The following is a 12,587-nucleotide window of genomic DNA, read 5'->3' as shown; positions in this document are numbered from 1 at the left end:
CTCAACCGATCCTCTTTTTTGTGCTGCGCGCGGCGAGCAGGAAAAGGATCGCGCCGATCAGCAGCATCACGGCGATCGCGTTCGCAAACATCGGCCATATGTCGCCTGCCAGAAATACGGTCTGCAGGCTCGGGATCAGATAGCGCGCCGGCACGATGAGGGTGATCCATTGGATAACCTTCGGCATGGAGTTGATCTCGAAGAGAAAACCCGAAAGCAGGAAGGCCGGCAGGAAAGCGGAGATCAGCGCGAGTTGCGAGGCGAGGAACTGATTTTTCGTGGCCGCCGAAATCAGCAGCCCCTGGCCGAGCGCCGGGATCAGGAAGGTGGCCGACAGCGCATAGAGGGCAAGGACAGAGCCGCGGAAGGGAACGCCGAACAGGAAGACGGCGAGCAGCACGCAAAGCGTCATCGAGGTCAGCCCAAGGATGAAATAGGGCAGGATCTTGCCGGCAAGCAATTCGGCTGCCGTCACTGGCGTTGCCATCATCGCCTCCATCGTGCCGCGCTCCCATTCGCGGGCGACGACAAGGGAGGTGAGCAGCGTGCCCACAAGCGTCATGACGATCGCGATCGAGCCGGGCACCAGGAAGTTTCGGCTGGTAAGCTCGGGATTGAACCAGAAGCGTTGCTCGATGGATATGGGAGGGCCGGCGGAGGTGGTCTCGACCTGCTGCTGGTTCCCCCATGTGGAGACGGCGCCCTGGGCATAGTTCTGGACGAAGTTTGCGGTATTCGGGTCCGAGCCGTCGACGATCACCTGGATTTTCGGACTGTTGCCGGCGCTATAGTCCATCGTGAAATTTTCCGGGATCACCAGAATGCCCCGGATGCGGCCGAGCACCAGATCTTCCTCGAATTCGCGCCGATCGCGACCCGTCCTGACCGAGAAATAGCGCGACGCCTGAAAGCTCGCGGCCAGATCCGTCGTGATCGGCGTCGTCTCTTCCATAACGAGGCCGACACGGGTCCGCGTGGTATCGAGCGAGACGCCGTAACCGAAGAGGAAGAGCAGGATGATCGGCAGCACGAAGGCGATCAGGATCGTACTCGGATCGCGCACGGCCTGATAGCTCTCCTTGCGCACGAGAGCGGCGAAACGACGTAAACGATCCTGCGCTGTCGCTCCGTTGCTCATGCCGCTTCCCTTTCCTCCGACGACTGCACCAGCGCGACGAAAGCATCCTCCATGGTGGGATCAGGCATATCAGGGGTTGCCACACGCGCCTTCAACTCGTCGGGCGAGCCGAGTGCGATCGACCGACCGCGGTAGATCAGCGAGATGCGGTCGCAATATTCGGCCTCGTCCATGAAATGTGTGGTCACAAGCACCGTCACGCCTCTTTCGACGAGCGCGTTGATATGCGTCCAGAATTCGCGCCGCGTGATCGGGTCGACGCCCGAGGTGGGTTCGTCGAGGAAGAGCGCCTGCGGCTCGTGCATGACGGCGCAGGCAAGCGCGAGGCGCTGCTTCAATCCGAGCGGCAGGTCCTTGGCAGGCTGCCCATTATGCCGGGCAAAGTCGAAGATCTCCTTCATCAATTCGATGCGTTCTCTTCGGCGCTGGCCGCGCAGGCCATAGACACCGGCGAAGAAGTCGAGGTTCTGCGAGATGGTGAGATCGCCGTAGAGCGAGAATTTCTGGGCCATGTAGCCGAGCTGATTGCGTGCTTCGGCGGCATCGCGGCGCAGGTCGAAGCCTGCGACACGGCCTTCGCCCTGCGTCGGTTTCAACAGGCCGCAGAGCATCTTGAAGGTCGTGGACTTGCCCGCGCCGTTTGGCCCGAGCAGGCCGAAAATCTCGCCGCGGCGGATATCGAAGGTGATATCGTCGGCGGCGGTGAAATCGCCGAAGCGCTTGGTCAATCCATTTGCCTGGATAACAGGTCTGTCGTCATCGGCGGCATGCACGTCCTGCGCCTCGGCAAGCCTGGAACGTCCGCCTGGGCCGCCGCCGAGCATGTCGACAAAGGCATCCTCGAAGCGCGGAGCCGTGGGCACAATCTTGGTCCCATCTCCTGTCGCAATGGCCTCGGGTTTGACATCCTCTTTGGTAACGAGCCGGATCGCTTCGCCCTGGATCACGCCGTCGACGATACCGTCTTCTTCCAATAGTCTGGCAAGCGCTTGACGCTTGCGTCCTGCCGTGCCGGTAAGGTGAAAGACCCGATCCTTCACGCGGCCGGTCATGTCCGCAGGCTTGCCGGAAAACAGCAGCCTGCCCTGATTAAGCAACAAGACGCGGTCGCAGGCTTCCGCCTCATCGAGATAGGCGGTCGACCAGAGGACGCCGATGCCCTCTTTCGTCAGGTTCTCGACCATCTTCCAAAGGTCGCGTCTCGATATGGGGTCGACCCCGACACCCGGCTCGTCGAGAAGCAGCAGGCGCGGCTTCTTCAGCAGCGCGCAGGCAAGCCCCAGCTTCTGTTTCATGCCTCCGGAAAGCTTGCCCGCCAAGCGCCCGGTGAAGCGTTTGAGGTCGGTGAAGGTCAGCAATTCTTCAAAGGCGGCCGGGCGTTCACGTTTCGGCAGGCTGCGAAGATCGGCATAGAGATCGAGATTTTCCTGAACCGAAAGGTCTTCATAGAGGCCGAAGCGTTGCGGCATATAGCCGATCGCCGCCTGAATGGCGGCGGCAGCCTTGCGCGTGTCGAAGCCGAGGACCTCGACACTTCCGCTTTCCGGCAGCATGAGGCCGGTCATAAGGCGGATCAGCGTCGTCTTGCCGGCCCCATCCGGGCCCACGAGGCCGGTGATCTCGCCTGCGGGAACGACACCCGTAACAGCATCGAGCGCGGGCGGACCGTTGCCGAAGCGCTTCGTGACGTCGGAAAGCCGGACCAGTCCGGCTTCCGCTTCGCTGATGGCGGACGCAGTCATTGTCCTGACGCCATCAACGAGGGAAGGCGCACGGTCACCGGCATGCCCTGGCGCAGATCCGGGCCGGGTTTATCGATCACCACACGGAGGCGATAGACGAGATCGGTCCTGAGTTCAGGCGTCTCCACGGATTTCGGCGTGAACTCGGCGACCGGCGAGATGAAGCCGATCGTGCCCTGATAGGCTTCCTTCGGCCTGGTATCGGACGTCACCTCGACCTTCATGCCGGGATGAATCCGGCCGAGATCGGGTTCAGCGACATAGGCACGGACCCAGACCGGCTGCGTCAGCGACAGCACGAAAACGGTATCGGCCGGGGAGACGATCGCGCCGATTTCGCGGACCCGCGAGAGGACGACGCCGTCGTTGGGCGCGCGAAGCACGGTGTCTTCGAGCGAGGTCCGGGCGGAATCGAGCGTAGCCTCGGCGGCACGAAGCTGGGCGTCTGCATTGGCGATGTCTTCAGCCCGGCTGCCTTCTTCCAGGAGCTTCAGTGCCTCGTTGGCAGAGTCCGCGCGGGCTGCGGCCATCGCCTTGGTGGCTGTCGCCTGATCGAGACTGGCCTGCGAAATCGTCCCTTGCGGGCGCAACTGCCGGGCGCGATCGAGAGCCAGGTCGGCATTGTGGAGGTCGGCGAGGCTCTCGTTATAGAGGGCGCGCGCCTGGGCGATCTCTGTCTGCCGGGGGCCGGTCTTCAGCTTGTCCAGGGTCGCGCGAAGGGCTGCGACATTGGCTTCGGCCGTGCGTGCCGCATATTCATAGGGTTGAGCGTCCAGCCTCGCCAGGAGTTCCCCGCTTTTTATGACGTCGCCCTCGTCGACGGCAAGCTTTGCAATGCGGCCGCTGACGCGAAATCCGAGCGAAACCTGCCGGATGTCGACATTGCCATAGAGGGTGAATTCCCTGTGAGTGTCGTTTTGCCAGCCGAGTTTGGCAGGCACATCGTACCACCATGCAGCCGCACCGGCGCCCGCCAGCAGCACGATGACGGCGATGATCTTTTTCATGATATGTCTCCTTCCATCGGGCTCAGCGCTGCAACAAGCCTTGCGGCGTGCGCGCGAACCGTCTCGATCTGTTCTTCGCCGATGGAATCCCAGTGCATTTGCGCGAGCACCGCCGCGTGCGCCATCCGGAAGACGAGTATGCTGCCGACGAAGGAGAGGGTGCGCAGCCGCACATTCTCGGATGCGGGATCCTCGCCGAGAATGGCGCCCATCAATCGCCGGCCCATTTCGATCATCGGTCGCATGATGCCCTGGTAGACGCGCGTGAAAGCCTCGGTCGGCTCCATCTGTTCGCGGATCAGAAAGCGAGCCCAAGACTCCGATTTCTTGCTGACGAAGAGGACGACCATCGTCTGGACGATGTCGGTCAGGAAAAGCCGGGCTTCCGACGCTGTCAGCGCTTCGCCGTTCCTGTCGAGTTCCATCAACCGGCTGCCGATGCGCTGCCTCAGCCCGGCAACGTGCTGGCCGATTATTTCAGTCAGGTATTCGGCCGTGGCGATATAGAGGCCCTCCTTGCCGCCGAAATAATAGGGAATGGCCTGCAGGTTCACGCCGGCCGCATCGGCAAGCTTGCGTGTCGTCGCGCCATCGAAGCCGTAGCGCCCGAAGATATCGAGTGCGGCGGCAAGCAGCTTTTCCCGTGCAAGATCCCGGCGCGAATTGGGGCCCGAATTGGTTTGATTATCTTCGATCATGCCTTTTTCTAATACAAAACAAGAAATCAGTCAATCGAATGAATAATTAAATTTTTGGAGCCCGGACCAATCGGCTGTGGCGGCGCTCTGAGAGCTGCGTCGGCGGCAGGATGGTGTCGATCCCTAAATGTTCTTTTTATGTTCTGAAAATGCTTATTATTATTTAGGGATACCTTAAATAATGAGGGGTTGCGCGACCTCAGGATGAACGGAGTACTTCGCTGATGAAGTTTCATCAGGAGGCGACAAAGCGCACCCTACAGCTCAACCTCCTGCTTTCGCATAGAGGCTATTCGCAAGAGGAGGGGAGCAAGCTCTCCGTTTGTTTTTTTGATTCCGGAACCGGCTGGAAGGTCCTGAGATCACTGGTAAATTTCACCATGTTCCCTTCCGGGTCATCGATGGAGCAGGAGCGCTTGGCTCACCCCATGCTTTTTGATTCTAGGATGGGTCGAATCCGCTGACTCGTTGATGAATTGAAATATGCGTCCGCCGAGAAGGCGTTAGAACTTGCGGAAACTTCGGCACGAACGTACTGCGAGCAAAAACGGAAAGGGCAAGCAATCATGCTGGCCCTATCAGTTTGATTCCAGTATCGGCTGTAAGGTACTGCCTTTGTTGACCGATTTGGAGAGCGCCGGCCGTCTGATGCAACTTATTCCGCGGGCGGCACCCTTGCCGGCTCGTTGCCACCCATATCTGTCAGGTCGTCGACGATCGCGCCGAAGGATGCGGGACCGCGCAACGACTTTTCGGAGATATCGATGACCGGCTGCTGGGCGGGAACGTAACGGTTTGTCGCCGCAGGCTGTGCAGCCTGCTCGTCCTGTTCGCGGATATTCAGGCTGCTGCCATTGCCGCGCTCGCCGCGCGCCACTTCGAGCTGACCCGTCAGAATGGCGCGTTCCGTCCGCAGTTGCCGGATTTCCGACTTCGCGATTTCGAGACTCGTGCGCAGCTGGCTGATTTCGTAGCGATCGGAATCCGCGCGCGCGTCCAGATCGCGCTTCAGGATTTCCGTCTCGCGATCGCGCTTGCTGCGAAGCCCCTCTGCTTCTCGCAGCTTCACGGTCAGGTCGCCGCACTGGGTGGCAAGTTCGCGCCGGGCGGCCTCGTTTTCAGTTGCAAGCGCACGGGCGCGAAGAACCTCATCCTCCAGCCGCTCGGATCGGGAAAGGGAAGACGCCATCTCTGCCTTCACGCGCTTGAGTTCAGCTCTGACGGTCTGCAGCTCTTCGTCGGTCATCTTGTTGCGGCCATTGGCCGTCGCCAGCAACTTCTCGATAAGCTCCGCCTTCGAAACGACTGCCTCGTGCTTGGTTGTCAGATGGGCGGCTTCCAAGGCGGAGGTCGTCTGCAGATTTTCGAACTCGGCCTGGAGACGGTTGTACTTCTCTTCGTAGAGCGAGAGCTCCTGCTTGAGGCTCGTCGCGATGGACTGAAGATTGCGCGCCTGTGCTTCCTGCTGGTTGAGGTTGCTTTTCAGCTGGGTTCTTTCCTCGTTGAGGCGGGCGAGTTCTCGCACCTGAACGCCGTTCTCGCGCCGCGACGTCTCGGCAAGCAGCTGATGCGCCGTCGTTTCCTGGTCGAGCCTCTCGCGCGTCGTGGCGAGCTCGCGACTGCGCGTGTCGAGCTCCTGCTGCGTACGGCGCAGAAGGTTGGTGGCCTCGTCATATTGGCTGGCCCGATCCACCAGCTCGCGCTCGGCGTCGAGCAGGCGAGTCTCGATGATCGTGAATTCTTCCGACATCACGGCATGCATGGCCTGAAGCTTCACGAATTCTTCGCGGACCGCGTCGACTTCGATGCGCAATTGGCTGTTGTCGGTGCGGGTGTCCTTGTTTTCGGCGGCAAGGCGGATGTTATCCTGCTCCAGCTTCCGGCGAGCGCCGCTCTCATATTCCAGGAGCGAGGCGAGACGCGCGCATTCGGCGCGAAGAAGGCCGACTTCATTGAGAGACGTCTTGTGTGCGCCGAGCAACGAGGACACGCGCTCCTGCAGGAATGCCAGGTCGGAAAGCAATTCCTCCGACGACTGCTTGTTTTCCTCGAGCGCGGATCCGAAAGCCTCGTAATCGGTAATTTCTGAGCTGTAGGTCACGGGCGCCGCCGTTGCGCTCGTAGGCTGGGTCGTGACGGCCGATCGAAGCTCTGCCATGTGAGACATCCTTGTATGAGGCATTGCGGAACGGATCTTCGCGCTGTCCTCGTTGCGACGGAAAAAACTCATGACCATCCCATTTCGCCCCAAATTCGATGTCAAAAGTGTCGGTAGTGAATTATTTCTTTATACTAATAAAGTACTTCATATCGCAGCGCCGGCGAGGAATTGTCGAGCTGAGTACTATGGTCTGCAAGTAAAGCTGAGCGCCGCGGCGTGTCAAAATGAATATGGGCCGGAGCGTGGCGGATTGAGGGAAATCAACAGTTTTTTGTGAGGCCCCGGCCGTGCACCGCCGCGCTCCGGCGAAGGCTCCCTAAAAATTCACTGGTCGGTCAGCAACCTCTTTTCATCGACGCCGGCAGTCGATAAACTCCGCGAGGTAAATGCGGCCGACTGTCGGAAAATCGGCTCATGCCACACGCGCTGGCGCCGATCGCGACAGAAGGATCTGGCTTTTCCCGCCAAGAGGAGACAGACATGCTGAGCGCATTGCCACCACTTCATAATGGACATGCCCCAATAGCTCTGCAGCAGCTCTTCAGCGATGCTTGCTACGCCTGCGAGGAATGGGATGAGGAACTGACGGAACCGATCGTCACGTTCCAGGGGAGGATATTTCCTGTCACTGTCGTCTTCCAGGCGATGCGCGGCTGCCGGGATATTGCACCGAGCAGTATCGTACGCGCGATTACAGCACGGATGATCAGGCCGCAGGAGGGAGAGAGCCCGCTGGAGGAGATGTCGCTTTCGGCTGCGGCGCGGTTCATGGGCGCCTTTGTTAAAAAGCGCCTTCTCGCCGATGGCGGCCTGGATATCTTCGTCACCGCATCGCGGTTGACATCCGGTGGGTCGCCAAAATAGTCAATTCAATCGGCCTGGACAGCCGTCGAGGCCGGCCTCTTCTCATAGAATGCCCTTGCCGCAGCGGTGAATTCCTTACGCGAATCCGGCCGGGTATAGAACATGTGCCCGCCGCGATAGAGTTGCAGTTCGGCGCGACCGGCCGCAGCGGCGGGCGGCAGATGGTCGATGACGTACTTGTTGACGGAGTAGGGCGTTACGAGGTCGCTGTAGCCTTGAGCGACCAGCAGTCGAAAGGACGGGATCACGGACAGAAGTTCCTTGATGTCGCCCGTGGCGCTTGCCCGGCTGCGTGAGCCGCCGCCACGGCCTTCGCCCCATTGCCATTTGCGGTTCACCTCATTGGCCAGCAACTCATAGGTCATGTCAGTGGCAAAGCCGAGCTCGTTGCGGGCATAGCTTGCAAAGTTTCCGCCATAGGCCCGGGTAAATCCGTCGAGAATGGGATCGTCGCCACCTCCGGAATCGGATTCCGGATAGGGATCCGGCACCGTGAAGGAGGCATCATAGGGGCTGACGACGAGGGGCTTGTCGCCCAGCGAATGCTTGAGATAGGAGTTGCCCAGAAAGCCGCGGCTCCTGGTCACGACATCGACGGGAATGCCTGTCAGCGCCGATACCCGGGCATAGAATACCTTGGCCGCATCGCCCGTCGGAGCTGGTCCGGCAAGGGTCGACAGATAGTCTGTTAAAGCGAATTTTTCTGCGTCTCGCATCGCCTCTGCACTGAAGGCGTTGCGGCGTTCGAGTTCGGCTGCCGCGAGCGAGGGCAATTCGAGAGCGGCCCCGAGCGCGTATTCGTCGGCGTCGAACAGGAGCTGTCCATCGATCAGCGGCGACAGCATCACAATGCCGGAGACGAGGATGCCCTGATCCTGCTTCAAGGCTGAGGCGACCTTTGCCGCTCTGAAGCCCCCATAACTTTCGCCGAGAATATATTTCGGCGAGGCCGCGCGGCCGTTATGCGACACATAAAGGGCGATTACCTTGGCAAGGCTCTGGGCGTCCTGCTGCACATTATAGAAATTCGAGGCGTCGTCCGGCTTGACCGTGCGGCTCCAGCCCGTGCCGATCGGGTCGATCAGCACCAGGTCAGTGAATTCCAGCCAGCTCTCAGGATTGTCGACGAGTTTGGCGTCGGCGCCGTCGCGACCGTTCGGCCCGAAATCGACAATCTTCGGTCCGACGAGGCCGAGATGCAGGAAAGCTGAGGCCGCTCCCGGGCCGCCATTGAAGATGAAGGTCACGGGACGGTTGGCATCGCTGTCCTTGGCGGCATAGGCCGTGTAAAAGACTGCCGCCGTGCGCTCACCATCCTGCCCGAACAGGCTGAACGTGCCCGCCGTGGCGGTATAGGGAATGCTGCGGCCTTTGGCATTGAGCACGTGATCGGTGACGGAATCCGCCGGGAGGAGACCAAGAACGCCATCTGAAGAACGCGTCTGGCCTGAGGAGCCGGTGCTCGCCGGCCGGCTCGGGCTGCGATCCGATTGCTGGACCGCTCCGGTGTTAGGCGTGTCGCTCGGCGCTGTGTCGGGGTGATCCTGCGCGGCTGCCAGGGTCGAAAGAAAAGAACAAACAACCGCGAGGGCCAGAGCGGTGCGACGAAAGGGCAAAATGTTTCTCCTCACCTGAAGCTCGATAGGGGAACAAGCTCGATAGGGGAAATAGTAGCCCGCTTTGCGGCAGGGAGAGAACTCAACAGATTTTGATGAGGAGTTTATGTGCCTACCTAAGTCCGGTTCTCGATGGTCCTTGCCTCAATATGAACGGCGCGGCCCGCTCCCCAGCCATTGACGCCGGCGACAAGGCCAAGCAGCACGAACAGAATTGCGCTTGGCCCGAAGCTTCCCGTCCAGCTGTGGATCAGTCCGACGAGGAGGGGACCGATCGCCGCGAGCATATAGCCGACGCATTGAGCCATGCCCGACAGATGCGCCGCGACATGCGCATCGCGTGACCGCAGCACGATGACCGTCATGGCAACCGCGATCAGGCCGCCCTGGCCGACACCCTGCAGGACCGCCCAGAACCAGACGGTCGAAAGCGGGGCGAAGAGCAGGCCGAGCAGGGCGATGACGGCAACTGCGCAGAGTGATGCGTTGATAAGGCGCTGGTCCTTGCCCCTCACGGCGATCTGCGGGGCAACGAGGCATGACACGGCCTGGATCATGACGGACATGGAGACGACGGCTCCCGCCGTCACGCCGTCGAGGCCGCGTTCACGCAGGATCGGCACGAGCCATCCGAAGACGCAATAGGCAAGCGCTGACTGAAAGCCCATGAAAAGGGTGACCTTCCAGGCAAGCGGATCTTTCCAGAGGCCTTCCACCCGGAAACCGGTGCGATTGGCTTGATGTCTGCTTGCAAATGCCTGCGGTAACCAGATCAGGCCGACGAGGAGAGCCGGCAGCGCCCAGAACGCCAGTGCGGCCTCGGTGCTGCCCAGGAGCCGCTCGACCGGCAGCGTGAAACCGGCAGCACCTGCTGCTCCAGCGCAGAGCGCCATTGTGTAGAAGCCGGTCATAAGAGCGGCCCTGCCGGCAAAGTCACGCTTGACCAGCCCCGGCAGCAGCACGTTGGCGACGGCTATACTGGCGCCGGCCAGCGCAGTGCCGAGAAAAAGCAAAGGTATGGCGCCAAGGCCCCGTAAGCCGGTGCCGAGTGCCAGCAGGAAGAGCACGCCGAGCAACGTGCGCTCGGCGCCAAACCGCTGCGCAAGCCGGGGAGCGAACGGCGAGAACACGCCGAGGCAGACGACCGGCAATGTCGTGAGCAGGCTTGCGCCCGTCGACGACAGGCCGAGATGCGAGATGATCTCCGGCAGCAGTGCGGAGGCGCTGGAAAAGACGGGGCGCAGATTGAAGGCGATCAGCACGAGGCTAGTGCCCAGGAGGAGACTTGCGCCGCTCGACATCGACGGCGCCGGCGGTGGAGGCACGTTGTCGATTTCGGCATCGATCAGCTGTTCGTCGGCAAGGTCGAGCGCGCTTGCTGGTTGCGACGGGGAATCCATCATGAAAGCAGCATCCTGTCGAGGGCGGCGAGGACAGGCGCCATGAAGCGGCGGACGGTCGCTTCGGCCCTGTCCGGGTCGCCGGATTCTATGGCATCGATGATATCGGCATGGGCCTGAAAATCGGGCTCGGGAAGATCATCCGAGAGCGTCGCCTTGATCGTCTCTTCGATCGAGGCGGAGAAGAATTCGTAGATTTCAATCATGGCGCGATTGCCGGCGGCGGCAATGATGGCCTTGTGGAAGGCGAGATCGCGGCTGACGAAGATTTCGGGATCGCTGCTGTCGCCGCGCTGGTCAAGAAGCGTGCGAAGCCCGGCAATATTCGCGGGTGTATGGCGAAGTGCCGCCAGTCTCGCCGCCTCGACATCCAGAGCGCAGCGCGCCTCGAACTGATCGCGCAGGCCCGCGCTCTTTGCCCGGATCAGGTTCTGAACGGGGTCGGTCGAGGAGCGCACATAGGTTCCCGACCCTTGGCGGTCTCGAGATAGCCTTGCGCCACGAGAACCCGCACCGCTTCGCGGATGGTGCCGCGGCTGACCGAAAGCATGCTGGAAAGCGTTGCTTCGTTGGGAAGGCGATCGCCGACAGACCATCGCTTGGCGAGGATCTCGGCGCGAATGCTTTCCAGTGCGTTTTCTGCGAGATTGGAACGGGGAAGGGGTTTCATTTCGTTAAATCACCAAGTCATCAGATGACTTCATGATTACCGAAGGTGAGCGCGGGCGTCAACCCGCGCTCAAGCAGGCTCAGTCGTCTGAATAGCGCTGCTCGCGCCAGGGGTCGCCGTACATGTGATAACCGTTCTTTTCCCAGAAGCCGGCCTTGTCCGCCGGTATCAGCTCGATACGGCGCAGCCATTTGGCGCTCTTCCAGAAATAGAGATGCGGCACGACGAGCCGCATCGGGCCGCCATGGTCGCGGGTCAGCGGCTGTCCTTCCCAGGCGGTCGCAAGGATCGCATCTTCGGCGGCAAAATCGACAAGCGGCAGGTTGGTCGTATAGCCGTCATAGCTCGTCAGCATGACATAATGCGCTTCCGCCTTCGGCATGGCGAGATCAAGGAGATCGCGCGTCGCCACACCTTCCCATCGGTTGTCGTAGCGCGACCAGGTGGTAACGCAATGGATGTCGCTTACCTTCGTGCTTTGCTCCAGCGCCTGAAAGGCGCTCCAGGTCAGGTCGAGCGGGTTTTCGACGAGGCCGCGGACTTCCAGCCGCCACGTCTCGGCGGCGATGACGGGTTGCTGGCCGAGATCGAGCACCGGCCAGTTCCTAACCAGATGCTGGCCCGGTGGCAGGCGTTCGGCCTCCGGACGGCTGATGCGGCCCGTTAGGAATTTGCCCTCGGCGGCCCAACGGCGCTTGGACGTGATGAGCTTGCTATCCGGCGTCGACGGCTCGTCGGTCATGGCGTCCTCGCGAGATGATTTGAATTGCGGGCATAGGACATTCGGGTTTGTCGGCTGTCAAGCGAGAGGCCGGCTTCGTTCGAAGTCAGCTTCGAGCTTCCGCAGTCTCGTTGACGGCTCGGAACGGGAATTTGCGGCCGCACTCGCATCGGATCATGAACATTTCCTGATGGACAGAAGGGCGTTGCTCGAAGAAGCCCTTGGGCATCCGATCGATCGAAAAGTCGGGATGCTTTCGTTTTGGATCGTCGTTTTCCGACGCCTCAGCAAAACCGGCATTGCCGCACTGTGGACAGGTAAGTTTCTTTGAGAAGCGATCGCGGGCGGGCATCTTCGACTCCGAGTGAGGTGATCGTCGGTTTTGCAGGACACTTCTCGACACTTCCGCGTCGACATGCAAGCTTCAACTCGCGTTGCTAGTCTGGAAGATGCCGCGAACTTTCCGACAGTCGCGCGGCCGCAACGTTCCACAACACAAAGCAGGAGCCATGACTATGGGAACGATCACGACCAAGGACGGTACGAAAATTTTCTACAAGGACTGGGGAA

General features: G+C 60.8%; 11 protein-coding genes and 1 pseudogene. 2 read left to right on the top strand and 10 right to left on the bottom strand.

Features of this window, described 5'->3' with window-relative positions; all coding sequences use genetic code 11:
• Nucleotide 1: 1 nt before the first annotated feature.
• The 5 genes from AAE029_RS26885 to AAE029_RS26865 form a co-directional block, all read right to left on the bottom strand.
• Nucleotides 2–1,138 (bottom strand): ABC transporter permease, encoded by a 1,137-nt coding sequence (locus AAE029_RS26885; protein ID WP_371075961.1) that lies wholly within the window; start codon nucleotides 1,136–1,138, stop codon nucleotides 2–4.
• Nucleotides 1,135–2,880: an ATP-binding cassette domain-containing protein gene (locus AAE029_RS26880; RefSeq protein ID WP_371075960.1), complete on the bottom strand. Its 1,746-nt coding sequence runs from the start codon at nucleotides 2,878–2,880 to the stop codon at nucleotides 1,135–1,137. The genes AAE029_RS26885 and AAE029_RS26880 overlap by 4 nt, the downstream gene beginning before the upstream one ends.
• Entirely contained in the window at nucleotides 2,877–3,887 is a 1,011-nt protein-coding gene (gene hlyD / locus AAE029_RS26875) for a secretion protein HlyD (protein WP_371075959.1), read from the bottom strand. Before hlyD ends, AAE029_RS26880 begins: the two co-directional genes overlap by 4 nt.
• Nucleotides 3,884–4,585: a CerR family C-terminal domain-containing protein gene (locus tag AAE029_RS26870; protein WP_371075958.1), complete on the bottom strand. Its 702-nt coding sequence runs from the start codon at nucleotides 4,583–4,585 to the stop codon at nucleotides 3,884–3,886. The genes hlyD and AAE029_RS26870 overlap by 4 nt, the downstream gene beginning before the upstream one ends.
• Before the next feature lie 655 nt (nucleotides 4,586–5,240).
• On the bottom strand, nucleotides 5,241–6,743 hold the full coding sequence (locus tag AAE029_RS26865; RefSeq protein ID WP_371075957.1) for a hypothetical protein: 1,503 nt from the start codon (nucleotides 6,741–6,743) through the stop codon (nucleotides 5,241–5,243).
• Between the two features lie 70 nt (nucleotides 6,744–6,813).
• Here AAE029_RS26865 and AAE029_RS26860 point away from each other — a divergent pair, with 70 nt between their 5' ends.
• Nucleotides 6,814–7,023 (top strand): hypothetical protein, encoded by a 210-nt coding sequence (locus AAE029_RS26860; protein ID WP_371075956.1) that lies wholly within the window; start codon nucleotides 6,814–6,816, stop codon nucleotides 7,021–7,023.
• 203 nt (nucleotides 7,024–7,226) lie between these two features.
• Nucleotides 7,227–7,610: a hypothetical protein gene (locus tag AAE029_RS26855; RefSeq protein ID WP_371075955.1), complete on the top strand. Its 384-nt coding sequence runs from the start codon at nucleotides 7,227–7,229 to the stop codon at nucleotides 7,608–7,610.
• Between the two features lie 5 nt (nucleotides 7,611–7,615).
• Here AAE029_RS26855 and AAE029_RS26850 read toward each other — a convergent pair whose 3' ends face one another.
• The 5 genes and pseudogenes from AAE029_RS26850 to AAE029_RS26830 form a co-directional block, all read right to left on the bottom strand.
• The gene (locus AAE029_RS26850) at nucleotides 7,616–9,169 is read right to left on the bottom strand and encodes a S10 family peptidase (RefSeq protein ID WP_371076092.1); all 1,554 of its coding nucleotides are present in this window, start codon (nucleotides 9,167–9,169) and stop codon (nucleotides 7,616–7,618) included.
• A 173-nt stretch (nucleotides 9,170–9,342) separates the two neighbouring features.
• Nucleotides 9,343–10,626, bottom strand: coding sequence for a CynX/NimT family MFS transporter (locus tag AAE029_RS26845; RefSeq protein WP_371076091.1), 1,284 nt, complete (start codon nucleotides 10,624–10,626; stop codon nucleotides 9,343–9,345).
• Nucleotides 10,626–11,296: pseudogene (locus tag AAE029_RS26840) on the bottom strand (FadR/GntR family transcriptional regulator). The gene AAE029_RS26845 and the pseudogene AAE029_RS26840 overlap by 1 nt, the downstream one beginning before the upstream one ends.
• A 79-nt stretch (nucleotides 11,297–11,375) precedes the next feature.
• Nucleotides 11,376–12,038: a sulfite oxidase-like oxidoreductase gene (locus tag AAE029_RS26835; protein WP_371075954.1), complete on the bottom strand. Its 663-nt coding sequence runs from the start codon at nucleotides 12,036–12,038 to the stop codon at nucleotides 11,376–11,378.
• An 85-nt stretch (nucleotides 12,039–12,123) separates the two neighbouring features.
• Nucleotides 12,124–12,369 (bottom strand): hypothetical protein, encoded by a 246-nt coding sequence (locus AAE029_RS26830; protein ID WP_371076090.1) that lies wholly within the window; start codon nucleotides 12,367–12,369, stop codon nucleotides 12,124–12,126.
• Nucleotides 12,370–12,587 lie beyond the last annotated feature (218 nt).

Source organism: Sinorhizobium sp. CB7 (assembly GCF_041357635.1).
Classification (GTDB): Bacteria; Pseudomonadota; Alphaproteobacteria; order Rhizobiales; family Rhizobiaceae; genus Rhizobium.
This window is presented reverse-complemented; position numbering and strand designations above follow the sequence as displayed.

Bases quoted from the DNA above. Each gene is read 5' to 3' on its own strand.
- AAE029_RS26855 (WP_371075955.1), top strand. From the start codon at position 7,227: ATGCTGAGCGCATTGCCACCACTTCATAATGGACATGCCCCAATAGCT.
- AAE029_RS26880 (WP_371075960.1), bottom strand. From the start codon at position 2,880: ATGACTGCGTCCGCCATCAGCGAAGCGGAAGCCGGACTGGTCCGGCTT.
- hlyD (WP_371075959.1), bottom strand. From the start codon at position 3,887: ATGAAAAAGATCATCGCCGTCATCGTGCTGCTGGCGGGCGCCGGTGCG.
- AAE029_RS26845 (WP_371076091.1), bottom strand. From the start codon at position 10,626: ATGGATTCCCCGTCGCAACCAGCAAGCGCGCTCGACCTTGCCGACGAA.
- AAE029_RS26885 (WP_371075961.1), bottom strand. From the start codon at position 1,138: ATGAGCAACGGAGCGACAGCGCAGGATCGTTTACGTCGTTTCGCCGCT.
- AAE029_RS26860 (WP_371075956.1), top strand. From the start codon at position 6,814: ATGACCATCCCATTTCGCCCCAAATTCGATGTCAAAAGTGTCGGTAGT.
- AAE029_RS26865 (WP_371075957.1), bottom strand. From the start codon at position 6,743: ATGGCAGAGCTTCGATCGGCCGTCACGACCCAGCCTACGAGCGCAACG.
- AAE029_RS26870 (WP_371075958.1), bottom strand. From the start codon at position 4,585: ATGATCGAAGATAATCAAACCAATTCGGGCCCCAATTCGCGCCGGGAT.
- AAE029_RS26830 (WP_371076090.1), bottom strand. From the start codon at position 12,369: ATGCCCGCCCGCGATCGCTTCTCAAAGAAACTTACCTGTCCACAGTGC.
- AAE029_RS26835 (WP_371075954.1), bottom strand. From the start codon at position 12,038: ATGACCGACGAGCCGTCGACGCCGGATAGCAAGCTCATCACGTCCAAG.